We start from the raw sequence: 24,925 nt of genomic DNA, 5'->3' as shown, positions 1-24,925 counted from the left end.
GATGACAGGAAGGTTGGGATTAGTGAAAAAGATGAGCTGTTGTACAAAGCTCAATAAACCTGTCTTTCCGACGAAGGAGGAATCTGTTGGGATTTTCTCCCGTAACTTTATTCTCCCGGATGATACACCCTCTCCGCCATTTTATACACTTCTTCCTTCTTCAACGTCATGCGTTTTGTTTGTTGATTGATGTATAGTTCAACCTGGTCATCAAAATGTTTGTTGCCTTTTTTAGCTGAAGCACCATACATGTTTACTGTTTCAATTTGCGGTAGTGCATCTTTTGCAAAGCGGATGAACATGATGAGTCCATCGCCACCAACTGATTTTAATTTGCCGTCTTTATAATTGGCTGTCCATTGCGGAGAGAGAAGATCGGGGAAACCCCAGAGCGGCCATTCCTTATCGCCACGCACAAGTTTTTGTATATCGCCCAATGCAAGATCGGTACGGTTGAAATGTTTCATCATGTACTCATACACGTAGGCATAGGTTTCAACTGCTTCTGCAGTGGTGAGTGTGCGTGCAGCACCTGCACCTAACTTTTTGGCCAGATGCAGATAGCTTAACAAAAACACCGCAGCGCCTTTGCTATCGGCTGTACCTTGTTTGTCCCAGCGTTTTAATGTCTGGATTAGCGATGCGTATTGCGGATATGCTGTTTCACTTAACAGGAACAGCGTATCAATATTGTGCGGATAATGTAATACTGCAGGCAGCTGTTTATCAAACTTTATTTTCTTGAAGGTTGTATAATCAAGTTGTGCAGCAGGCATTTGCTGCAGCACACGTATGCTGCGGTTGTTCTGCCAGGTTTCCCAACCATCACTTGCAGGAAATTTTGTTGCAGGTAAGTTATCTGTTGCTGCTGTGGCAAAAAATGAAGAGTGATTAGTGTTGAATAAATAGCCGCTTTTCGGATTGATATACTGCGGCAGTTCACTGAATTTTCTGAATGATGTCCATAATGTAGTTGAAGTATTGCCTGGCACTGTCAATTTCCAATGATATTTCGGTGCAGGATTTCGCACCGGCACCAATCCATTGTTCACATAAAAAATGGTATCGTGTTTATCGGCATAAGTAATGTTGAACATCGATAAACGCTGATCTTTTATCGCTGTATAAAATTCTGTGAAGTTTTTTGCTTTATCCATATAATACCATTGTTCCAATGCACGGATATCCATATTGGCACCCAAACGAATCGAGAAGAAACCTTGTTTATTTTTCATCGTTGCGCCATACTTACTCCAGTAAACTTTCCGCTTCACGCCAACTGGTATTCCTTTAATATGCAGTGTAATTGTTTTCTCTTCAAGATCGATCCATTCGTTATCAAACTTGTATTGCTTTTCATTTGCAGGATTTATTTCTAACTGAAAAACATCAACACGGTCAACATAATTAACTGTGTGTGCCCAACCCAAATTTTCATTTACTCCATGTAAAATACATGTCCCGCCTGCAAGTAATCCACCATGTACATTCAATCCTTCTTCGCTGTTGATATGCGCTTCGTAAAATGCCTGCGATCCCGTGTTGGGCTGGTGTGCATTGATCAATAAAAATGCTTCACCTGTATTAGTTTTTGAAGAATGCACAGCCATTGCATTGCTTCCTTTCTTATTCAACTCCGGGTCTGTTTCAACAACATTGTTAAAGATCGACATCAAAGCTTTATCGGCACCATTAAAAGCTGTTAGTGCCAGCACCGATGAAGCAATATATTCTTTGGCAGTAACGGGAAATATTTTTTTGTGCAGCACTTCATCGGGATGTGCTTTTGCATAATCATTAATACCCTGCACATAGCCATCGATCAATTTTAAAAAAGCAGGAGTGAGTGTGTGCCATTTCTCTTCGGTAATTTCCATGCAACGGAATAAGGCAAATGCATAATCGGCAGCAGCACCTGCTTTGCCTTGCACCTTACCCATCAATCCTTTTGCAGGTAACACTACATCCTGTATACTATTGAAATCATCTTCGGCATGTGCCCATGCCAAACCATAAGCAACTTCAGCATCCGTCTTTGCAAAAATGTGTGGTACACCAAAACTGTCACGAACGATCTCAATCTTTTTGGGATCGATGCGTTGTGCATGACCTTGTAAAAAAAGAAAGACACAAAAAGAGAATAAGGCAAGTGTATGTTTCATAAGTAAGTGCTGACAATTATTGTTGAACAATTGTTTTCTTCTGTCGCTTATATTTTGTGTGGATGATATCCTGCACCGGCACATTTTCAATTTTACTTTCGAGCCAACTCACTACATCAAGGTAAACAAATGCTCTTGTTTCAAAACGGTTGCCTTCATATTTACGTATGTTGTCGAGCAGGTTTTGAAATGCAGGTTTAATTTTTCCGGGTGATAGTTGTAATGCATTGCGCAGGAAGCGAAACATTTCTTCTTCAACACCACTGAGGTTTTCCATTTTACCCATAAAGCGGTACACCGATTTAATGAGGTATTCTAACAAGTCATAATTACCTAATTCAAAATGAGCGATGAGGTGCAGCAACCGTGCATAGCATTGCAGATCGGTACGGAGGTCAACTTTCCAGTTAATGATCTTGTTAAGATATTCAATCGCTTTTTCGTTATTACCACTGCCGAAATACAAACAGGCTATTTTGTAATAGAAAGTAAGTACACGATGCCTGTCGAGATACAAACCGAATTCATCCAGCTTTTCTTCAATTCCCGGCACCAAACGTAACCCTTGTGTAAATGTTCCTTCTAAAAAATGTTTATTGATCTTGGCAATGGAGAGGTACACAAAACAAAGTATGCGGTAGTTTTCATTTTGCTGTGCAACTTTCCTGTGCGAAAATTTTTCCAGCTGTTCAATGCTTTCAATCAGCTTCGCTTCATTGCTCAAATCGAAATGCGCACTCATTAAGTTGTGCATGCCTTTAATATAGTGTGCCGTTTCCGCTTCGATCATGGCGGGATATTTCTCAAACAGGTCAACCCACTTTTGTGTGTATCGGTAATACAGCAAATAGTCCTGGCGAATAAATGCTACCCAGCAATGCGATTGGAATAAATACAACTGCTCATAAAACCCCGTCAGCTTATCGGCATTCTTCGGCAAGTGTTTTTCAAAATATTCTTTTGCTTCATCGCCTTCTTTCTCATTCCGGGCCACACCATTTTTAATATACCAGCTATACAGCTGCAACGATAAATTCGAAAGCTGTGAAACGCTGGTCAACTGTTCTTCAACAACGGTTGATTCTTTCGACAACTTATCAGCCCTGTTCTGCATACTGCGGGTGATATAAAGCGCCTCGATCTTCTTTTCAAAAAACAGGATCTGGGCCATATAAGTGATCTGCTCATATTGCCTCGCCTGCTCCTTCATCTTATCCAGCACTTTCAGACTTTGCAGGTAGAGGCCTTTATTATAAAGTATGCGGGCAAAATCCATCTGCTCATTCAGCTGAATGGTGATATTATCTTCCTGTTTTATCAGCCGCAGGCTGCTCAGGATCGACTTGTATAAATGAGCCTTTAAATTGCTCAGCTGCTGCTTCGCAAGGCTGGGGTTTTTGCGCAAAAGAGTGGTCTCATCGTAGTCATCCATTTTGTCCATGGCATCAAACAGCTGAATGATCTTAAGGTTGGGGTCAGCTGAGTTTCGCTTCACATAAAGCTTAAAATTGCGCTTTTCGCTCTTTTCAAGCGATTTTATGAGTTGAAAGGTCGTATCCGTCGATCTGTTGGGCATCGTAATTCGTTTCTGCTGAAATCCTTGCCTGTCAAGGGTTTTCGGTAAAAGGGACGTACTTATCTGTCGTAAAATACATGAAATAAGGTTTGCCAACCCCTTCCATCTGAAATAATTTTATGAAGCAGGCAGGTTACTTCTGCTCCCGAGACAAAGAAAGAAGTAATTGAGCCTGCTTTTTTTACACTATTAAAGATTGTTATGGCCGACAAACAAGTGTTCATTTTTGATACCACTCTTAGAGACGGAGAGCAGGTACCAGGTTGCAAGTTAAATACGAAAGAGAAGATTGAGCTTGCATTAAAGTTAGAAGCCTTAGGTGTTGATATTATAGAAGCCGGCTTTCCTATTTCCAGTCCCGGCGATTTTGAAAGCGTTAACCAGATATCGAAAGTAATTAAGAACGCCACCGTGTGCGGTTTAACCCGTGCAGTGCAGAAAGATATTGAAGTGGCTGCAGAGGCATTGAAGCCTGCAGTTCGTCCACGCATTCATACAGGTATCGGATCATCCGATAATCATATAAAATACAAATTCAACTCCACCAGGGAGGAGATTTTAGAACGAGCCGTTAACGCCGTAAGACTTGCCCGCAATTATGTGCCCGATGTAGAATTTTATGCCGAAGATGCAGGTCGTGCAGACCTGCAGTTTTTGGCAAAACTTACAGAAGCTGTAATTGCTGCAGGTGCAACAGTCGTGAATGTTCCTGATACAACAGGATTTTGTTTGCCACACCAGTATGCAGAAAAGATGGCTTACTTAATGAACAACGTGAGCAATATCGATAAAGCTATTCTTTCCTGCCATTGTCATAACGATCTTGGTTTAGCCACTGCCAACTCCATTGCAGGTGCTATTGCCGGTGCACGTCAGATCGAGTGTACCATTAACGGTATTGGTGAGCGTGCAGGTAACACTTCATTGGAAGAAGTGGTGATGGCCATTCGCAAACATCCTGAACTAGGATTGTATACCAATGTTGATCCGAAGCAATTATTACCAATGAGCCGTTTGGTGAGCGACACCATGCGTATGGTGGTGCAGCCAAACAAAGCTGTAGTTGGTGACAATGCATTCTCACATTCATCAGGTATTCACCAGGATGGATTTTTGAAAGAAGCGACAACGTATGAAATTATTGCGCCGGAAGAAGTTGGTGCCGATACATCAAAAATTGTATTGACGGCACGTAGTGGAAGAAGTGCTTTGGCTTATCGTTTCAAAAACCTCGGCTACAGTTTTGATCGCAACCAGGTAGATGAATTGTATGAGCGTTTTGTGGCGCTTGCCGATTCGAAGAAGGAAGTAGAAGATGCTGATTTGAAGAAATTGGCAGAACAAATTGTTATCACAGCATAATCAAATGCTCATCTCTTTCCGAAGAGGATGAGCATTTGGCATAAATAGCGTATCCGGTCAACCATCTGAAAACTAAAAAATAAACTACGAAAACACTACCACCTGATCATGGAAAAGAAGATAGCGATATTAAACGGAGATGGAATTGGTCCGGAAGTAACGGCCCAATCCATAAAAGTATTGGATGCAATTGCGCAGGAATACGGACATATTTTTCATTATAAAGAAGCGTTGGTTGGAGCTGTTGCAATCGACAAAACAGGAACTGCATTGCCATCTGAAACAATTGATATTTGTCTGGATAGTGATGCTGTTTTGTTTGGTGCAGTGGGCGATCCGAAATACGATAATGATCCTTCTGCAAAAGTTCGTCCGGAGCAAGGTTTATTTGGTATCCGCCAGGCGTTGGGTTTGTTTGCAAATATCCGTCCTGTAATTACATACAGCGGTTTGCAGCATTTATCTCCGTTCAAAGCATCGCACCTCGAAGGTGTTGACCTGGTGATCTTTCGTGAACTGACAGGCGGTATTTATTTTGGCAGCAAACGCACCAGTGAAGATGGAAACAGTGCAAGCGATGAATGTGTTTATACACGATCCGAAGTAGAACGTATTGCACACCTCGCATTTAAACATGCGCAGGGGCGTAAGAAAAAAGTAACACTACTTGATAAATCGAATGTGCTTGAAACTTCACGTCTCTGGCGCAAAGTGGTAAAGGAAATTGCAGCACAGTACCCCGATGTAACTGCTGAATACATGTATGTTGATAATGCAGCCGTGCAGCTGATCTTGAATCCCAAACAATTTGATGTGATCTTAACTGAGAATATGTTTGGCGATATCATCAGCGATGAAGCAAGTGTACTCAACGGATCAATGGGTATGTTGCCTTCTGCATCGGTTGGCAACAGCACAGCGTTATTTGAACCAATACACGGTTCTTTTCCAAAAGCAGCAGGAAAAGATATTGCCAATCCCATCGGTTCTATTTTATCGGCTGCAATGATGCTTGATCATTTTGGATTGACAGATGAAGCACACGTAATTCGTGAAGCAATCGACTGGACATTACAACACAACTTCGTAACAAAAGATATTGACCCAATGAATTTTTATTTCACCAGTACCATTGGTGATCTCATCAGTGAATATGTTGCTGGTAAAATTCCGGGTACGGTAAAGCAAGAGAATATTGAGTTGCGTAAGTCAACGATAATATAAGACCTCCCCAAACCCCTCCGAAGGAGGGGCTTTAGAGTTTGGAGATTTTAAATGGTTGTAGTTTATGAAGCGGTTGATGTAGATGCAGAGTAAAGAAATTCAGTTTAAATGTTTAATTACAACTACTAAATTAAAAAATAGAGTTTGGCCTCCCTCTCTTTTGGAGAGGGAACGAGGGTGAGGTCAAAAAAGTTCTTTGTTTATTTTCAATTAGGCGGTATATTCGTTTTTCGAACAACGCACTATGTTGAAAAGCAAATTAAATAATCTACTACTTGTAAACACAATCGTCATTGTGGTAGTCATTATTATTCCTGCTATCAACGGAGGTGCTAGTTGTATGTAACTGACAAAACGAATTAAACATAACAACCCGCCTCCAAAAGAGGCGGGTTTTTTTATTACCGCTAAAAAACAAAAACAGTGTATGGCAACTTATTACAACAGTGAAACGATCTTGTATCTCAACGGTGAGTATGTAAAAGCAGCAGAAGCAAAAATGGATCTCTATAGCCAGAGTTTTCATTATGGTTACAGTGTGTTTGAAGGTATTCGTTCTTACAGAACAGAGAATGGCGAAACGAAGATCTTTAAAGCCAAAGAACACTACGACCGTTTGCAACGATCAGCCGAAGCAGTGAACCTTCCTTACCACTGGTCAACGGAAGAATTGACAGCCGTTACTTATGAAGTGTTGAAGTTGAATGATCTGCAGGATGCTTATATACGCCCCGTGGTTTATGCACCGGCCAATATGAGTTTTGTGCAGAATGAAAAATCGTTCCTTGTCATTGAAGTATGGGCCATGCAACCGTTTCTTGGTGATAAGTTGTTGCGGATCATGACCAGTTCATTTGAACGTCCGAATCCGAAGGCATTCAAGATCGAAGCGAAAGCTGCAGGTCATTATGTAAACTCATTACTCGCCAGCCATGAAGCAAAAGCAAAAGGTTTTGATGAAGCATTGTTGCTCGATATGAATGGCAATGTTGCAGAAGCGCCGGGCGCCAATTTGTTTTATGAGAAAGATGGTAAACTCTTTACACCTGCAAAAGGAAATATTCTTCCCGGCATAACAAGAGCAACAGTGTTTGAATTATGTGAGGAGCTGGGAATTCAAGTAGAAGAAAAGGTGTTTACAATCGATGAGTTGAAAAATGCAGATGCTGTTTTTTATTGTGGTACTGCAGCAGAAGTGATTGGGTTCGACAGTTTGGATGATCACAAGTTTCCATTGAAATGGAGTGATAGTGTGAGCAGAAAAATTCAACAGGCGTATAAGAATTTAGTGGTAGAAAATTTTAAACCACAAAGACAGGAAGACGCAAAGCAACACGAAGCAGTAGCATAGAAGAAAAATAGAATTAAGGTAGTACAAGAGTGCGACGCAACAATAGCTAAATAGAATAATAACAGACGACAACAAAAAATAAAATGGCTGAATTAAACAAGTATTCGAAAGTATTAACACAAGATGAAACACAACCGGCTGCACAAGCCATGTTGTATGGTATTGGCTTAACAGAAGATGATCTGAAAAAAGCACAGGTGGGTATTGCAAGTATGGGTTACGATGGTAACACTTGTAACATGCACCTGAATGATCTTGCAAAAGTGGTGAAAGAAGGTGTGTGGAAGAATGATTTAGTTGGTTTGATCTTTAATACAATCGGCATCAGCGATGGTATCAGTAATGGTACCGATGGTATGCGTTATTCGTTGGTGAGTCGTGATTTAATTGCAGACAGTATTGAAAGTGTGTGCGGCGGATTTTATTATGATGGATTGATCGCATTACCGGGCTGTGATAAAAATATGCCGGGTGCTATCATGGCAATGGGTCGTTTGAATCGTCCTTCAATTATGGTGTATGGCGGAACAATTGCTCCGGGACATCACAAAGGCGAGGAGCTCAACATCATTTCTGCGTTTGAAGCATTAGGAAAAAAATTAGCAGGCAGTATTACCCCTGAAGATTTTAAAGAAGTGGTAAAACATAGTTGTCCGGGTGCTGGTGCATGCGGTGGTATGTATACTGCGAACACGATGGCATCGGCTATTGAAGCATTAGGGATGAGTTTACCCTATTCTTCATCAAACCCTGCAATCAGCGATGAAAAAAAGAATGAGTGCCTGGATGCAGGAAGAGCAATCAAAGTATTATTAGAAAAAGATATTAAGCCAAGAGATATCATGACGAAGAAGGCATTTGAAAATGCAATCGTAACGATTATGATCTTCGGTGGAAGTACAAATGCTGTGTTGCATTTGATCGCTATGGCAAAAAGTGTGGATGTTGATTTAACGCAGGATGATTTCCAACGCATCAGTGATAATACACCTGTGTTGGCTGATTTTAAACCAAGTGGAAAATATTTGATGCAGGAGTTACATGCACATGGTGGTGTGCCTGCTGTTATGAAATATTTGTTGAACAAAGGCTTGCTACATGGCGATTGTTTAACTGTAACAGGTAAAACAGTTGCGGAGAACTTAGCGGACATTACAGAAATAAACTTTGAAACACAAAAGATCATTTTTCCTTTAGAGCAACCATTGAAAGTAACTGGTCACCTGCAAATTCTGTATGGTAATCTTGCTGAAAAAGGTAGTGTTGCAAAGATCAGTGGTAAAGAAGGTGAACGTTTTGAAGGACCGGCAAGAGTGTTTGATGGTGAAAAAGATTTAGTAGCAGGTATTGCAAGCGGAAGAGTGAAGAAAGGTGATGTAGTAGTGATTCGTTACGAAGGACCGAAAGGTGCGCCCGGTATGCCGGAAATGTTGAAACCAACTTCAGCCATTACAGGTGCAGGTTTGGGTAAAGATGTTGCATTGATCACTGATGGAAGATTCAGCGGTGGTTCGCATGGCTTCGTCGTCGGACACATCACTCCTGAAGCATTTGAAGGAGGTTTGATTGCATTGGTGCAGGACGATGATATCATTGAACTGGATGCAACTAGCAATAAGATCAACTTAAAAGTAGCTGACGAAGTGATAGCAGAAAGACGCAAGAACTGGAAGCAGCCCGCATTAAAAGAAAAGAAAGGTGTCTTATATAAATATGCAATGTGTGTGAAGGATGCTTCACAAGGTTGCGTAACAGACGAGGCTTAAAACCCCAACCCCTAAAGGGGCTTATGAAACAGCATTAAAAATCGAAAAAGCGTGTTATGTCAAATACAACAGAGTTGACGATAAAAGAGAAAGATATTCAAAGTAAATCGGAGAGTTCGAAAGCCTCAGGTTTGGTGGGGAGTGTATCCGGAAGTGTAGCCGTGTTAGATGCGTTGCTCAATGAAAACGTAAAGACCATCTTCGGTTATCCCGGTGGTGCTATTATGCCGATCTATGACGCATTGTATGATTACAATGATCGTTTAGAACATATTCTTGTTCGTCACGAACAAGGTGCTATTCACGCAGCACAGGGTTTTGCAAGGGCAAGTGGTAAAACCGGTGTTGTGTTTGCAACAAGTGGTCCCGGTGCAACAAATCTTGTAACAGGTTTGGCTGATGCAATGATCGACTCTACACCATTGGTATGTATCACCGGTCAAGTGTTTGCTCACTTGCTTGGTACAGATGCATTCCAGGAAACAGATGTGATCAATATTACTACTCCTGTTACAAAATGGAATCACCAGGTAACTGATGCAAGTGAAATTCCAGCAGCTTTAGCAAAAGCGTTTTATATCGCTGGTAGTGGCCGTCCCGGTCCTGTGTTGATCGATATCACTAAAAATGCACAGATGCAGTTATTCGATTATGAAGGCTACAAAAAGTGTGAACATATCCGCAGCTATCGTCCAAAACCGATCGTACGCAAAAAATATATTGAAGAAGCAGCAAAGCTGATCAATGAAGCCGAACGTCCTTTTGTAATTTTTGGTCAAGGTGTTATTCTTGGCAAAGCAGAAAAAGAATTCAAAGCCTTTATTGAGAAGTCAGGTATTCCTGCTGCTTGGACCATCATGGGCATGAGTGCAATTCCAACAGATCATCCGTTGGGCGTGGGTATGTTGGGTATGCATGGAAACTATGGTCCGAATTTATTGACGAATGAATGTGATGTATTGATCGCTGTTGGTATGCGTTTCGATGATCGTGTAACCGGTCGTTTAGATAAATATGCCAAGCAAGCAAAAGTGATTCATCTTGATATTGATCCTGCTGAAATTGATAAGAATGTAAAAACAACTGTTCCTGTTTGGGGCGATTGTAGAGAAACATTACCAATGCTAACGGCATTGGTTGAAAGTAAAGTATATCCGCAATGGTTGCAGAAGTTCCATGACTGTATGGAAAAAGAAAAATCATTGTGCATTGAACCGGAGATGAATCCATCAACAGATATTCTTACGATGGGTGAAGTGATCAAAGCATTGAACGAATTAACGGATGGCAATGCCATTATTGTAACTGATGTTGGTCAGCACCAGATGGTGGCCTGCCGTTATGCACAAATGAATCAAACGAAAAGTAATATTACCAGTGGTGGTTTGGGCACAATGGGTTATGCGTTACCTGCAGCAATTGGTGCGGCATACGGCGATCCATTGAGAACAACTATTGCCATTATTGGTGACGGTGGTTTTCAAATGACGATACAGGAGTTGGGAACCATCATGCAATTTAAACCTAACGTAAAGATCCTGATATTAAATAACCAGTTCTTAGGCATGGTGCGCCAATGGCAGCAACTGTTCCATGAGAAACGTTATTCGTTTGTTGATATCACCAGTCCTGATTTTGTAGCTGTGGCAAAGGGATATTATATTGATGGGCAACGCATCAGCGAACGTTCAGAATTAAAAACTGCATTGAAAACAATGATCGATCATGAAGGCAGCTATTTGCTGGAAGTAATGGTTGGTAAAGAAAACAATGTATTCCCAATGGTACCGCAGGGAAGAGGCGTATCGGAAATCGTATTAAGCAAAGAAGAAATCTAAAGAACCCCGCCAGCAGGTTGCAAACCCGCAGACGGTTTAGTAAAAACAAAGTATATGCAAAAGCAGGAATTCACCATAACGGTATACACTGAGAACCAGATCGGTTTATTGAACCGTATCGCCATTCTCTTTTCAAAACGGAAGATCAATATTGACAGTTTAAATACATCGCCCAGCGAAGTAGACAGTGTGCATCGTTTCACGATTGTGATCAACGAAACAGAAGAAGTGGTACGTAAACTCTGCCGCCAGATCGAAAAGCAGGTGGAAGTGTTGAAAGCATATTACAACACTAATGAAGAGATCATTTGGCAGGAGCTTGCACTATACAAAGTGCCAACAGAAATTATTGCAGAAGAAGTAAAGGTAGAACGCCTGTTGAGTCAATATGGTGCGAAGGCAGTTGTAATACGTAAAGATTACACTGTGTTTGAAGTAAGCGGACAGCGTGACGAAACAGATGCTTTCATAAAAGTACTTGAGCCGTACGGGTTAATTGAATTTGTGCGTAGTGCACGAGTAGCGATCATTAAGGCAAGTGATGGCTTCCATAAAAAACTGAAAGAGTTTGAATACCGTGAACCAAGCGAAGAAGTAATAGAGAACGAATACCTGGATAAGAACGAAGAAGTATTTACAATGTAATTAAATGAAAGAACAATTTGAATTGATACGACAAACCAGGACACGTTTCATTGATCTTGTAAACGGTTTATCCATTGAGGAGTTGAACGAAATTCCTTCGGGCATGAATAATAATATTGCCTGGAATTTTGCCCATATTGTAACGGCTCAGCAAGGGTTGTGTAATAGGCTATCAGGCGTTGAACCGGATGTGCCGGCTGAATTAACAGCACCGTTTAACAAAGGCACAAGGCCGGAAGGGTTTATCAGCAAGGAAACAATTGATCAGTTTAAAGAGTACGCTGTGTTTTGCATTGATGAACTCGAAAGAGGCCTGGCTGAAAATGTGTTTGTGCAATACACGCCTTACACCACTTCATACGGTTATGCATTAAATAGTATTGATGATGCAGTTCGGTTTGTGATGGTGCATGATGCATTACATCTGGGTTATGCAATGGCGATCAGGAAAAATCTATCAAAAAAATAAACATTTAAAATCAAACAAAAAATAAGAACAGAAAATGGCAAATTACTTTAACACACTTCCGCTCAGGGAACAGTTGAACCAGCTTGGTGTATGTGAATTTATGGACCGTAGCGAGTTTGCGGATGGTGTGAATGCATTATTGGGAAAAAAGATCGTCATCGTTGGTTGCGGTGCACAAGGTTTGAACCAGGGCTTGAACATGCGTGATTCTGGATTGGATATTTCTTACACCTTGCGTAAAGAAGCAATTGCAGAAAAACGTGCTTCATGGAAAAATGCAACTGAGAATGGTTTTAATGTTGGCACTTATGAAGAGTTAATTCCTTCTGCTGACCTGGTGTTGAATCTTACTCCCGATAAGCAACATACTTCAGTAATTAAAGCAATTATGCCATTGATGAAACAAGGTTCTACTTTGTCTTATTCTCATGGTTTTAATATTGTGGAAGAAGGAACACAGATCCGTAAAGATATTACTGTGATCATGGTGGCACCTAAATGTCCTGGTACGGAAGTACGTGAAGAATACAAGCGTGGCTTTGGTGTACCAACGCTTATTGCTGTGCATCCTGAAAATGATCCTGAAGGAAAAGGATTGATACAGGCAAAAGCATACGCTGCAGCAACTGGTGGTCATCGTGCAGGTGTTTTACGTTCATCATTTGTTGCCGAAGTAAAATCTGATCTCATGGGTGAGCAAACCATTTTGTGTGGTGTATTGCAAACAGGTTCTATTCTTGCGTTCGATAAAATGGTAGAGAAAGGAATTGAACCATCTTATGCAGCAAAACTTATTCAATATGGTTGGGAAGTTGTAACCGAAGCGTTGAAGCACGGTGGTGTTACAGCAATGATGGATCGTTTATCAAATCCTGCTAAGATCAAAGCATTTGAACTGTCAAATGAAATCAAAGATATCTGGCGCCCGTTGTTCCAGAAGCACCAGGACGATATCATAAGCGGTGAATTCTCATCAACTATGATGAAAGACTGGGCTGATGATGATAAGAACCTGTTGAACTGGCGCAAAGCAACTGGTGAAACTGCATTTGAAAAAACTGCACCAACATCAGCTAAAATTTCTGAACAGGAATATTTCGATAATGGATTATTACTCGTAGCATTTGTTCGTGCAGGTGTTGAACTCGCATTTGAAACAATGGTGGCTTCAGGTATCAAAGCAGAATCTGCTTACTACGAATCATTGCATGAAACGCCATTGATCGCAAACACAATTGCACGTAAGAAGTTGTTTGAAATGAACCGTGTAATTTCTGATACAGCAGAATATGGTTGCTACCTGTTCGATCATGCAGCGAAACCAATGCTGACAGATTTTATGAAGAAGATCGATACAGATGTGATCGGTAAAAATTTCAACGATGGTATAGATGCTGGCGTTGATAACAAAGAACTAATCGCTGTTAATGAAGTGCTTCGTTCACACCCAGTTGAAAAAATAGGAACGGTGTTGCGTAAAGCAATGACTGATATGAAAGTGATCAACACGCCTGCATAACATGCATTCAACGCTCAACGATACTAAGCTTGATTTCACCGGTGCAGCACTGCGTATTAAAAAAGTAGTGCATAAAACGCCGTTGCAGTTAAACCGCAATCTCTCGAAGCGATACGATTGTAAAGTATATCTCAAACGGGAAGACCTGCAGGTTGTACGCAGTTACAAATTGCGTGGTGCTTATAATATGATGAGCAGCCTGCCCGCAGAAGTATTGCAGAATGGTGTCGTTTGTGCAAGTGCAGGTAATCATGCACAAGGTTTTGCTTTCAGTTGTAAAAAGTTGAATACAAAAGGTGTTGTGTTTATGCCCGTGATAACGCCTAATCAAAAGATCAACCAAACAAAAATGTTTGGTGAAGATTTTATTGAAGTACGTTTGGTGGGCGACACGTTTGATGATTGTGCTGCGGCAGCAAAAATATATACAGAAGAAAACGGTATGACGTTTATTCCTCCCTTCGATGATCTGCGCATCATCGAAGGGCAGGGTACCGTTGGTGTTGAAATGCTGGAAGAGCAAAGTGATATCGATTACATCTTTATTCCGGTTGGTGGAGGAGGATTGAGTGCGGGCATTGGTTCGTATTTCAAAACCTATTCACCCAAAACAAAAATTGTAGGGCTTGAACCTGAAGGTGCTCCTTCAATGAAAGAAGCATTAAAGGCAGGCCATCCTGTAACTGTTGAAAACATCGATCGTTTTGTAGATGGTGCAGCAGTAAAGCGTGTAGGTAATATAACATTCAACATTTGTAAAGATGTACTGGATGATATGCATCTTGTGCCCGAAGGAAAGATCTGTTCTACTATCTTAAGATTGTATAACGAAGATGCCATTGTGGTTGAGCCCGCAGGCGCTTTAAGTATAGCTGCATTGGATCATTTTGCAGAAGAGATAAAAGGTAAAACGGTTGTTTGCGTAGTTAGCGGTAGTAATAACGATATCGACCGCATGCAGGAGATCAAAGAAAGAAGCTTGCAATATGAGGGGTTAAAACATTATTTCCTCATACGATTTGCACAACGACCCGGTGCATTAAAAGAATTTGTAAATCTTGTACTTGGTGAAAATGATGACATTACACGTTTTGAGTACATGCAGAAGCATAATAAAGAAACAGGTCCGGCATTGGTGGGAGTGGAGCTGCGGAGCAGGACGGACTATGATGCGCTCATAACCAATATGAAAAAATACCAGATTAATTTTACTGAACTGAATAAAAACGATAACCTGTTTGGATATCTCGTGTGATCTTTCTGTTAAAAATATGGCAGTTCATACAACAGGTGTTAGTTGATTTATTTGGTAATTTTAAGCGATTGCTTGCTATTATCAGGTTTCAAAACCTGACTTGAATAATATTTTTTTCATCAAAACTTGCATGTAGAATGGCAGGCAACCAAGGTTTATATAACCCGGCATTTGAACACGATGCTTGTGGTATCGGCTTCGTAGCTAGTATCAAAGGCTACAAATCACATCAGCATATCAGTGATGCATTAACTGTGTTGGAAAACATGGAGCATCGTGGTGCGTGTGGTTGTGAAAATAATACAGGCGATGGTGCAGGTATTATGATCCAGACTCCACATGAATTTTTCTTTGAAGAATGTTTGAAACTTGGCGTTCATCTTCCTTCATTTGGAAAGTACGGTGTGGGTGTTTTGTTTTTCCCAAAAGAAATAAAACTCCGTGAAGAGTGTCGTGATATTTTCAACCGCACAGCTGAGAAGCTTGGATTGGAAATTTTGACGTACCGTAAAGTGCCTGTAAATCCTGATGGCATTGGTCCAACTGCATTAAGTGTTGAACCGGAGATGGAACATGTATTTGTTGCATGTCCCGATCATATTACAAATCCTGATGAGTTTGAACGCAAGTTGTTTGTGTTACGTAATCATGTAACGCATTTAATTAACAGTACGGTTAAAAAAGATGCAATTGGTTTTTACATTGCATCACTCTCATATAAAACGGTTGTTTATAAAGGACAATTAACCAGCGGACAGGTTCGTGGTTATTTTCCTGATCTCAACAACAAACGTGTGGTGAGTGCATTCGGTTTGGTACATAGCCGTTTTGCAACAAATACTTTCCCTTCGTGGAAATTGGCTCAGCCATTCCGCTTTATTGCGCATAATGGTGAGATCAATACATTACAGGGAAACCTCAACTGGTTAAAGTCGAGCGAGCATGGTTTTTCATCTCCCAACTTCACAAAAGAAGAAATGGAGATGTTATTGCCAATCGTTTCCGGCGGACAATCGGATTCAGCATGTTTGGATAACATGATCGAATTGCTTGCAATGACAGGTCGTTCATTACCGCACGTAATGATGATGTTGATCCCTGAAGCATGGGATGCAAATGATCAGATGGATCCTGTGAAGAAAGCATTCTATGAATACCATGCTTCTATCATGGAACCATGGGATGGTCCTGCTTCTATTTCATTTACTGATGGTAAGATCATTGGCGCTACTTTAGATCGTAACGGTCTTCGTCCTTCACGTTATTGCATTACTTCTGATGATCGTGTGATCATGGCAAGTGAAACAGGAGCTGTATGGGTTGATCCAAAAACCATTGTAAAGAAAGGCCGCCTGCATCCGGGCAAAATGTTTGTGGTGGATATGGAGCAAGGCCGCATTATTAGTGATGAAGAATTGAAACAAACCATCTGCTCACAAAAACCTTATGCAGATTGGTTGAATCAAAATAAAATTCGTCTTGAAGAATTACCGGAGCCACGTGTAGCGTTTACTCATCTTAGCGATGAAAACATTCACAAGTATCAAAAGGCGTTTGGTTATTCAACTGAAGATATTGATACCATCATTAAGCCAATGGCCATTGATGGTAAAGAACCAATTGGTTCAATGGGAACTGATACGCCATTGGCAGTACTTAGTGATCAGCCACAGCATTTAACTTCTTACTTCAAACAATTATTTGCACAGGTAACAAACCCGCCAATCGATCCTATTCGTGAACGCATGGTTATGAGTCTTGCTGCATTCGTTGGTAACAACGGTAATTTGTTAGAAGAAGATCCGATGCATTGTCATACTGTTGCGTTAAAGCAACCGGTACTTACCAGCAGCGATCTTGAAAAAATCAGGAGTATTGATACCGGTAAGTTCCAGGCAAAAACAATCCAGATCTATTTCCGTGCAGATGGTAAACCAGGTTCATTAAAAGATGGTCTTGATCGTATCTGTCGTTATGCAGAAGATTCAGTGAATGATGGATTTGAAGTATTGATTCTTTGTGATCGTGCTGTTGATAGTGATCATGCTGCAATTCCTTCATTATTGGCAACTGCTGCAGTGCATCATCATCTTATCCGTAAAGGATTACGTGGACAGGTGGGCATTGTTGTAGAAGCAGGTGATGTGTGGGAAGTTCATCACTTTGCATGTTTACTTGCATTTGGTGCAACTGCTATCAATCCATATTTAGCATTGGCATCTATCCGCAATATGAAAGTGAATGGATCACTTGAAACTGATCTTGAGTGGGAAATGTTGCGTAAGAATTATGTAAAAGCAGTGTGTGATGGTTTGTTGAAAGTATTCTCGAAGATGGGTATCTCAACATTGCAGTCATATCAAGGTGCACAAATATTAGAAATTCTTGGTTTGAACCAGGAAGTGGTTGATAAATATTTCACAGGTGCAACAAGTCGTATACAAGGTATCGGTCTTGAAGAAATTGCAAAAGAAGCATTGGTGAAACATTACTTTGCTTTCAGCAAAAAAGATGTGCCTGTTGATCGTTTGCCTGTTGGGGGTGTTTATCAGTGGAAGCGTAAAGGCGAGTTCCATTTGTTCAACCCAACCACCATTCACTTGTTGCAATATGCAACCAAGATGAATGACTATGCAACGTTTAAAAAATATACAAAGCATGTAAATGATCAGAGCGAAAAAGCGGCAACACTCAGAAGTATGTTTGAGTTTAAGCGCAATCGTCCTGCTATCAGCATTGATGAAGTAGAATCAGCTGAAGCTATTTACAAACGCTTTGCAACAGGTGCCATGAGTTTTGGTTCTATTTCATGGGAAGCGCATACAACATTGGCTATTGCGATGAACCGCTTAGGTGGTAAGAGCAATACCGGTGAAGGTGGTGAAGATGAACGTCGTTATGATCTGTTGCCAAATGGTGATAGTATGCGTTCGGCTATAAAGCAAGTTGCATCTGCACGTTTCGGTGTAACAAGTTTATATCTCACTGAAGCTGATGAATTACAAATTAAAATGGCGCAGGGTGCTAAGCCTGGTGAAGGTGGACAGTTGCCCGGTCATAAAGTTGATGACTGGATCGGTAAAACACGTCACTCAACACCTGGTGTTGGTTTGATCTCTCCGCCTCCGCATCACGATATTTATTCTATTGAAGATCTTGCACAATTAATTTTTGATCTGAAGAATGCAAACCGTGCTGCACGTATTAATGTGAAGCTGGTAAGTAAAGCAGGTGTTGGTACCATTGCTGCCGGTGTTACAAAAGCGAAAGCTGATGTAGTGTTGATCAGCGGACATGATGGTGGTACAGGTGCATCGCCAATTTCTTCTATCAAACATGCTGGTCTTCCCTGGGAACTTGGTTTGGCTGAAGCACATCAAACACTTGTAAAAAATAAATTACGTAGCCGTGTGGTGGTGCAGGCCGATGGTCAAATGAAAACCGGTCGTGATATTGCCATTGCTGCATTACTCGGTGCAGAAGAGTGGGGTGTTGCGACAGCAGCGCTTGTGGTTGAAGGTTGTATCATGATGCGTAAGTGTCATTTGAATACTTGTCCTGTTGGTGTGGCAACACAAGACCCTGAATTACGTAAGCGCTTTACCGGCAATGCAGATCATGTGGTTAATTTCTTCCGTTTCATGGTGCAGGAGTTAAGAGAGATCATGGCGGAACTTGGTTTCAAAACCGTGAATGAAATGGTGGGCCAGGTTGATTGTTTGCAGATGAGAGAGAATATCAATCACTGGAAATTCAGCAAACTTGATCTGTCACCTATCTTATATAAAGAACCAGCTTCTGAATTCACAGGTTTGTATTGCACAGAAGAACAGGATCATGGTTTAGCAGATGTGCTTGATTGGAAATTGTTAGCTGCTGCAAAACCAGCATTGGAATCGAAGGAAAAAGTAAATGCTTCCTTCGAAATAAAAAATACAGATCGTACTGCTGGCACAATCTTATCAAACGAGATCACGAAGAAATATCGTGCAGAAGGATTACCCGCTGATACCATTCATTTCAAATTCACAGGTACAGCTGGTCAAAGCTTTGGTGCTTTCAATACCAAAGGTGTAACACTTGAACTGGAAGGTGATGCAAATGATTATTTCGGTAAAGGATTGAGTGGTGCAATATTAGTGGTGTATCCTTCAAAAGATTCTACCTATACACCTGAAGAAAATATCATCATCGGTAACGTTGCATTCTATGGTGCAACAGATGGTGAAGCATTTATCCGTGGTAAAGCCGGTGAGCGTTTCGCAGTGCGTAACTCAGGTGCAAGTGTGGTTGTAGAAAGTGTTGGTGACCATGGTTGCGAATACATGACTGGTGGCAGAGTGGTAATCCTTGGAGATACAGGCCGCAACTTCGCTGCAGGTATGAGCGGCGGTATTGCTTATTTGTATGATGTAAAAGGGAAGTTTGCAATTAACTGTAATAAGGAAATGGTTGATCTTGATCCGGTGAATGACGAGGACGATGTTGCAGAGTTAAAGCAAATGATCAGCAAACATTTTGAATACACAGGCAGTACCGTTGCAAAATTTGTATTGGATGATTTTGAAAATCAATTGCAGCATTTTGTAAAAGTGTTCCCAAGTGATTATAAGAAAGTAGTGCTGAAGAATAAGCAAACGATCACAGTAGGCAAATAATTATTACTAACTAAGAAACGGAAAAAATAAAAGTTCTCATGGGTAAGCCAACCGGGTTTTTAGAATTTACAAGGGAGCTTCCAACAAAAAGAAGTGTGGAAGAAAGGGTAAATGATTACAATGAGTTTGTCAATCGTTATCCCGATGAAAAACTGAACCAGCAAAGTGCACGCTGCATGGATTGTGGTGTTCCTTTCTGTCATAATGGTTGTCCTTTAGGTAATGTTATTCCTGAATTCAATGATGCAGTATATCGCAAAGAATGGAAGGAAGCATACGATATTCTTTCATCAACAAATAATTTCCCTGAGTTTACAGGAAGGATCTGTCCTGCACCATGCGAAACCGCATGTGTGTTAGGTATCAATCAACCTGCTATTGCGATTGAGGAAATTGAAAAACATATCATTGAAATCGCTTTTGATAAAGGTTTTGTTCAACCAAAAAAGATCAACAAACGTACAGGTAAAAAAGTAGCAGTAGTTGGTAGTGGCCCTGCCGGACTTGCTGCTGCTGCACAATTGAATTATGCAGGGCATACAGTAACCGTATTTGAACGTGATGACCAGGCAGGTGGTTTGTTGCGTTATGGTATCCCCGATTTCAAATTGGAAAAGTGGGTGATCGATCGTCGCTTGAAAGTATTGGAAGATGAGGGAGTAACATTCAAGTGCAATGCGAACGTAGGTGTGAATGTAAGTGTGAATGATCTTCTGCGTGAATATCACGCTATAGTTTTAGCTGGCGGTTCAACCGTGCCACGTGATCTGAATGTGCCAGGCCGTGAATTGAACGGTGTTTATTTCGCTATGCAATTCCTGAAACAGCAGAATAAACGCAATGCAAATCTTGATCCATTAGCGAATGCTGCAATTGAAAGCAATATTCTTCCTGCTGATGTATTTGCAACAGGTAAAAATGTTGTGGTAATTGGTGGTGGCGATACTGGCAGTGATTGTGTTGGTACCAGTAATCGTCATAAAGCAACATCTGTTACACAGTTTGAATTAATGCCAACCCCGCCAAAAGATCGCACACAATTTATGCCCTGGCCAACATATCCAATGACGTTGAAAACATCCTCTTCACATGAAGAAGGTGCCGATCGTAAATGGGCCATCGCTACAAAAGAATTTATTGGTGACGAAAACGGAAATCTCAAAGCATTAAAGATCGTTGACCTTGAATGGAAAAGCAGTGAAGATGGCCGTCCTTCATCTTTTGTGGAAAGAGAGGGCAGCGAACGTACAATTCCATGTGAATTGGCTTTACTGGCAATGGGTTTTGTAAATCCTCAATACGATGGGTTACTTGAACATTTAGATGTAGAGTTAGATGATCGCAAAAACGTAAAAGCAACAGAGAAGGAATATAAAACCAACATCAACAAAGTGTTTGCCGCAGGCGATATGCGTCGGGGTCAGTCACTTGTTGTTTGGGCAATTAGTGAAGGAAGAGAATGTGCAAGAAAGGTGGATGAATTCCTTTCCGGGACGTCTTTATTAGAAACAAAAGACCAAACCGCCACTTTTTCTGTGCTAAGTTAGTTAATTTATAAAGGGCGTTTAATGACGTCCAAACCATATAAACAGGTGCAAGTTGTTGAAATACAAAAATTTGCACCTGTTTTTTTATTGTCATTCAGTAAATATAATAAAAAATAAAATGTGAAAAAAACTAACCGTTGCTATTCTTTTTTATATGTAGTTTAGTTTTATAATAATTAATTAAAAAATTAATTAATATCTAAACCAAAAATCGATCGACCATGATTAAAAAAGTAACCCCAAGGCAAATTGCCCCCTTCCTTATTTTGGCGGCAGTGGCCATCGCAGCTCTCTTTATTCCTGCGGTTTCAGCATTTGAAGACAAAGCAGGTGTCTACAACGGGGCAGACATTGCCTGGATTATTGTAGCAACAGCATTAGTATTTTTAATGACACCAGGCCTGGCCTTCTTTTATGGCGGGATGGTACACCGCAAAAACGTGATCTCTACCATGATCAAAAGTGTGGTAGCAGCAGGCGTCGTTGGTGTTCTTTGGGTAGTAGTTGGGTTCAGCCTTGCCTTCGGTCAATCGAAAGGCGGTTTCATTGGCGACCCTACAACATTCCTTTTCTTTAAAGATGTGGTGTCAGGTGCACCATGGAGTTTAGCGCCAAGCATTCCGCTGGCATTGTTTGCATTATTCCAAATGATGTTTGCGATCATCACACCAGGTCTGGTAGTAGGTGCTGTGGCAGAGCGTATCCGTTTCACATCTTACATCCTGTTCACCGTTTTATTCAGCTTATTGGTATATGCGCCATTGGCACACTGGAGCTGGCATCCTGATGGCTTCCTATTCAAATGGGGTGTTCTTGATTTTGCCGGTGGTACTGTCGTGCACATTTCAGCGGGTTGTGCTGCCCTTGCCGGTGCATTAGTGTTGAAGCGTAGAAAATCACATATTGAAAATAAAGAGATTCCACCAGCAAACGTTCCTTACGTTTTAATTGGTACAGGCCTTTTATGGTTCGGATGGTTTGGATTTAATGCAGGTTCTGCATTAGGTGCAAACGGTCTTGCAGTATCTGCTTTTGCTACAACAAATACCGCAGCTGCGGCAGCTGGTTTAAGCTGGATGTTCTTTGATGTTGTGCGTGGTAAAAAACCATCAGTACTCGGTTTCTGTATTGGTGCAGTAGTTGGTCTTGTTGCCATTACACCAGCAGCAGGTTTTGTTGCCGTTCCACAAAGTATCTTCATTGGCGCAGTAGCAGCCATTATTTCTAATATTGCTGTTTATTACAAACAAAAATCAAGTCTCGATGATACGCTCGACGTATTCCCTTGCCATGGCATTGGTGGTATGGTGGGTATGATCATGACAGGTTTGTTTGCAACTAAAACTGTGAACGCAGCCGGTAACGACGGTTTGTTCTATGGCAATCCTGAATTCTTCTTTACTCAATTAAAGGCATTAGGAATTGTTGTTGCATTCAGTTTTACAGCTTCATTCATCATCTTCAAATTCATCAACTTCATTCTTCCTTTGCGTGTAACTGAAGAAGAAGAAGAACTTGGTCTTGATGCAACACAACACAACGAGAAATATTTACAAGGTACGTTGTTGGTATCTAAGAACGGTTCAATGAAAGAAGAAGAAGTTGCAAATACCGCAGACTAATATTCTTCCTTAAATAGTATAATAATCACAAACCAAAAAAAAGGTACAGCATCATGATGTATTGTTGACGCAATATATCTGCTGTACCCTTATTAACACTTAAAAGCAATATACAATGTTAAGAAAAATTTCTGCATTCGCTATCGTATGTTCGTCATTATTTCTAACTGCAAACGCCCAGGATTCTACACAAGGCACACTGAAAATTACCGGCTCAGTAGATGGTTACTACCGTTATAATTTTAACAACGCAAAAGATGTTCCTTCTATCAATAACTTCACCAGCTTTACGAACTCACATAACTCTTTTGAGTTGGGTATGGCCTCTGTAAAGTTTGATTACACAAAGGGAAAAATTGGAGCTGTTGCCGATCTTGGTTTTGGTACACGTGCAACCGAGTTCTCTTATAACGAAACAGGAGTTTTGGCTGCAATTAAGCAAGCTTATGTTACTTACGCCCCTTCAGATAAAGTAAAGTTCACCATGGGTAAATGGGCAACTCATATGGGTTACGAATTGCTCGATCCACAACTGAACCGTAACTATAGTATGAGCCATTTGTTCTCTTACGGCCCCTTCTCACATACAGGTTTAAAAGTTGATTTCACATTAGGCGGCGGCTTTGGTTTAATGGTTGGTGTTGCAAACCCAACTGATTATATCTCTGCTCCATTTGCGAAAAAGAACATTATTGCGCAAGTGAGCAAAACATCTGATGTAGTAAGCGCATACCTCAATTATGTTGGTGGTAAAGATTTGGGCGATAACAATGTTAACCAAATTGGTTTAACGGTGTTGGCACCAGTTAGCAGCAAATTCGGACTTGGTCTGGATGCAGCTTACAAAACAGTTGATCCTGCAGCAGCTGGTTCTAATGTATCATGGTGGGGTACCGCATTGTATGTTAATTTCGACCCTACCGATAAATTTGGTATTTCACTTAGAGGAGAACATTTTTCTGATGAAGACGATGTTACAGGATACTTAAGCGGAAGTCCGGTAACCGCAGGTACGCTTTCATTCAACATCAAACCTGTTCCTGGACTCTCTATCATTCCTGAATTTAGATTAGATGCTGCAAAAAATCCGATCTATTTCAAGAACAGCGATTCTCCTTTAGCTCCATCGCAAAAAAGTACGGGTTCATTTATTTTAGCTGCCGTAGTAAGTTTTTAAGGAAGGACCTAATATTATTTAGTTTCCTTTTTTATATATGGCAGGCCCGCTCTTTCTATAGTGGGCAATCGATTAACCTCTCGTATTTACGGGAGGTTTTTCGTTTTTGAAGATTTGTTTCTCACTGATTTCACAGATGTTCCAGATTTGGTTCTGTGTAAATAGGGGGACTATGTTAGCCACAACTATTAAATAGAAAAGGAAACAACGATTACACATTGTTTCCTTTATAATAGAAATTAGGTTTATAATTATAATGCAGGCTCCTGTTGACTTAAGCAATGAAAACTTCCGAGTCCCCAGATAATCTCTGTTGAATCAATACCTACTACTTCTCGTTCAGGAAAACATTGTTGAATGATCTGCAAAGCCTTGTCATCTTTTGCAGAACGGAAAGTTGGAACGATCACATGTTTATTGGAGATATAAAAATTTGCATAAGAGCAGGGGAGTCGTTGATCATCATACACCAATTCATCAGGCATCGGCAACTCTACAATATTCAATTGTTTGCCGTTCAGTAAACGCATGCTTTGAAGTTGCTTTAAATTGTGTTGAAGAAGATCATAGTTTTCATCGGCTTTATTTTCTTCAACCACTGTTAATACGGTGTCTTCATTTACAAAACGAACTGTGTCATCAATATGACCGTCTGTGTCATCGCCCACAATACCTTCATCGATCCAGAGTATTTGTTCAACACCATAATAATTGATGAGGTATTCTTCAATTTGTTGTTGATTCAAATGGGGAT

The 24,925-nt window shown here is 40.7% G+C and carries 16 protein-coding genes; 13 read left to right on the top strand and 3 right to left on the bottom strand.

What is annotated here, in order from left to right:
- Positions 1-107: 107 nt before the first annotated feature.
- Positions 108-2,162 (bottom strand): penicillin acylase family protein, encoded by a 2,055-nt coding sequence (locus ACO1QW_RS07850; RefSeq protein WP_486257314.1) that lies wholly within the window; start codon positions 2,160-2,162, stop codon positions 108-110.
- 16 nt (positions 2,163-2,178) lie between these two features.
- Positions 2,179-3,738 carry a hypothetical protein gene (locus ACO1QW_RS07845; protein ID WP_486257312.1) on the bottom strand — a complete coding sequence of 520 codons (1,560 nt, stop codon included), beginning with the start codon at positions 3,736-3,738 and terminating at the stop codon, positions 2,179-2,181.
- A gap of 201 nt (positions 3,739-3,939) precedes the next feature.
- Between ACO1QW_RS07845 and ACO1QW_RS07840 the strand changes: the two genes are divergently transcribed.
- The 13 genes from ACO1QW_RS07840 (at position 3,940) to ACO1QW_RS07780 (ending at position 24,171) form a co-directional block, all read left to right on the top strand.
- A complete protein-coding gene (locus ACO1QW_RS07840) occupies positions 3,940-5,100 on the top strand; it encodes a 2-isopropylmalate synthase (protein WP_486257310.1) in 1,161 nt (386 codons plus the stop codon).
- 108 nt (positions 5,101-5,208) lie between these two features.
- Positions 5,209-6,324, top strand: a complete 1,116-nt coding sequence (gene leuB / locus ACO1QW_RS07835; protein ID WP_486257308.1) for a 3-isopropylmalate dehydrogenase — start codon at positions 5,209-5,211, stop codon at positions 6,322-6,324.
- Positions 6,325-6,751: 427 nt separating this feature from the next.
- Positions 6,752-7,675, top strand: a complete 924-nt coding sequence (locus tag ACO1QW_RS07830; RefSeq protein WP_486257306.1) for a branched-chain amino acid transaminase — start codon at positions 6,752-6,754, stop codon at positions 7,673-7,675.
- A gap of 83 nt (positions 7,676-7,758) precedes the next feature.
- Entirely contained in the window at positions 7,759-9,441 is a 1,683-nt protein-coding gene (ilvD, locus tag ACO1QW_RS07825; protein WP_486257304.1) for a dihydroxy-acid dehydratase, read from the top strand.
- 56 nt (positions 9,442-9,497) lie between these two features.
- Entirely contained in the window at positions 9,498-11,279 is a 1,782-nt protein-coding gene (gene ilvB, locus ACO1QW_RS07820; protein WP_486257302.1) for a biosynthetic-type acetolactate synthase large subunit, read from the top strand.
- A 54-nt stretch (positions 11,280-11,333) separates the two neighbouring features.
- Entirely contained in the window at positions 11,334-11,924 is a 591-nt protein-coding gene (gene ilvN / locus ACO1QW_RS07815) for an acetolactate synthase small subunit (RefSeq protein WP_144888515.1), read from the top strand.
- Between the two features lie 4 nt (positions 11,925-11,928).
- Entirely contained in the window at positions 11,929-12,393 is a 465-nt protein-coding gene (locus ACO1QW_RS07810) for a DinB family protein (RefSeq protein WP_486257300.1), read from the top strand.
- Positions 12,394-12,427: 34 nt separating this feature from the next.
- Positions 12,428-13,912 carry a ketol-acid reductoisomerase gene (gene ilvC, locus ACO1QW_RS07805; protein WP_486257298.1) on the top strand — a complete coding sequence of 495 codons (1,485 nt, stop codon included), beginning with the start codon at positions 12,428-12,430 and terminating at the stop codon, positions 13,910-13,912.
- A 1-nt stretch (position 13,913) separates the two neighbouring features.
- Positions 13,914-15,167, top strand: coding sequence for a threonine ammonia-lyase (gene ilvA, locus ACO1QW_RS07800; RefSeq protein ID WP_486257296.1), 1,254 nt, complete (start codon positions 13,914-13,916; stop codon positions 15,165-15,167).
- A 137-nt stretch (positions 15,168-15,304) separates the two neighbouring features.
- Complete coding sequence (gene gltB, locus ACO1QW_RS07795) at positions 15,305-19,825, top strand: glutamate synthase large subunit (protein ID WP_486257294.1); 4,521 nt, start codon at positions 15,305-15,307, stop codon at positions 19,823-19,825.
- 38 nt (positions 19,826-19,863) lie between these two features.
- A complete protein-coding gene (locus ACO1QW_RS07790) occupies positions 19,864-21,372 on the top strand; it encodes a glutamate synthase subunit beta (protein WP_486257293.1) in 1,509 nt (502 codons plus the stop codon).
- 221 nt (positions 21,373-21,593) lie between these two features.
- Entirely contained in the window at positions 21,594-22,994 is a 1,401-nt protein-coding gene (locus tag ACO1QW_RS07785; RefSeq protein ID WP_486257291.1) for an ammonium transporter, read from the top strand.
- A 115-nt stretch (positions 22,995-23,109) separates the two neighbouring features.
- Positions 23,110-24,171, top strand: a complete 1,062-nt coding sequence (locus ACO1QW_RS07780) for a porin (RefSeq protein ID WP_486257289.1) — start codon at positions 23,110-23,112, stop codon at positions 24,169-24,171.
- A 251-nt stretch (positions 24,172-24,422) separates the two neighbouring features.
- Here the strand turns inward: ACO1QW_RS07780 and ACO1QW_RS07775 are convergent.
- Positions 24,423-24,925, bottom strand: a 503-nt coding sequence (locus ACO1QW_RS07775) for an agmatine deiminase family protein (RefSeq protein ID WP_486257287.1), incomplete at its 5' end; no start/stop codon positions are given.

The organism is Lacibacter sp., from assembly GCF_057361365.1.
The sequence above is the reverse complement of the archived record's forward strand: the minus strand, read 5'-3'. Positions and strand labels throughout refer to the sequence as shown.

What these genes read in the sequence shown, in the direction of transcription:
- ACO1QW_RS07850 (WP_486257314.1), bottom strand. Translation starts at nt 2,162, where the DNA reads ATGAAACATACACTTGCCTTATTCTCTTTTTGTGTCTTTCTTTTTTTA.
- ACO1QW_RS07845 (WP_486257312.1), bottom strand. Translation starts at nt 3,738, where the DNA reads ATGCCCAACAGATCGACGGATACGACCTTTCAACTCATAAAATCGCTT.
- ACO1QW_RS07840 (WP_486257310.1), top strand. Translation starts at nt 3,940, where the DNA reads ATGGCCGACAAACAAGTGTTCATTTTTGATACCACTCTTAGAGACGGA.
- leuB (WP_486257308.1), top strand. Translation starts at nt 5,209, where the DNA reads ATGGAAAAGAAGATAGCGATATTAAACGGAGATGGAATTGGTCCGGAA.
- ACO1QW_RS07830 (WP_486257306.1), top strand. Translation starts at nt 6,752, where the DNA reads ATGGCAACTTATTACAACAGTGAAACGATCTTGTATCTCAACGGTGAG.
- ilvD (WP_486257304.1), top strand. Translation starts at nt 7,759, where the DNA reads ATGGCTGAATTAAACAAGTATTCGAAAGTATTAACACAAGATGAAACA.
- ilvB (WP_486257302.1), top strand. Translation starts at nt 9,498, where the DNA reads ATGTCAAATACAACAGAGTTGACGATAAAAGAGAAAGATATTCAAAGT.
- ilvN (WP_144888515.1), top strand. Translation starts at nt 11,334, where the DNA reads ATGCAAAAGCAGGAATTCACCATAACGGTATACACTGAGAACCAGATC.
- ACO1QW_RS07810 (WP_486257300.1), top strand. Translation starts at nt 11,929, where the DNA reads ATGAAAGAACAATTTGAATTGATACGACAAACCAGGACACGTTTCATT.
- ilvC (WP_486257298.1), top strand. Translation starts at nt 12,428, where the DNA reads ATGGCAAATTACTTTAACACACTTCCGCTCAGGGAACAGTTGAACCAG.
- ilvA (WP_486257296.1), top strand. Translation starts at nt 13,914, where the DNA reads ATGCATTCAACGCTCAACGATACTAAGCTTGATTTCACCGGTGCAGCA.
- gltB (WP_486257294.1), top strand. Translation starts at nt 15,305, where the DNA reads ATGGCAGGCAACCAAGGTTTATATAACCCGGCATTTGAACACGATGCT.
- ACO1QW_RS07790 (WP_486257293.1), top strand. Translation starts at nt 19,864, where the DNA reads ATGGGTAAGCCAACCGGGTTTTTAGAATTTACAAGGGAGCTTCCAACA.
- ACO1QW_RS07785 (WP_486257291.1), top strand. Translation starts at nt 21,594, where the DNA reads ATGATTAAAAAAGTAACCCCAAGGCAAATTGCCCCCTTCCTTATTTTG.
- ACO1QW_RS07780 (WP_486257289.1), top strand. Translation starts at nt 23,110, where the DNA reads ATGTTAAGAAAAATTTCTGCATTCGCTATCGTATGTTCGTCATTATTT.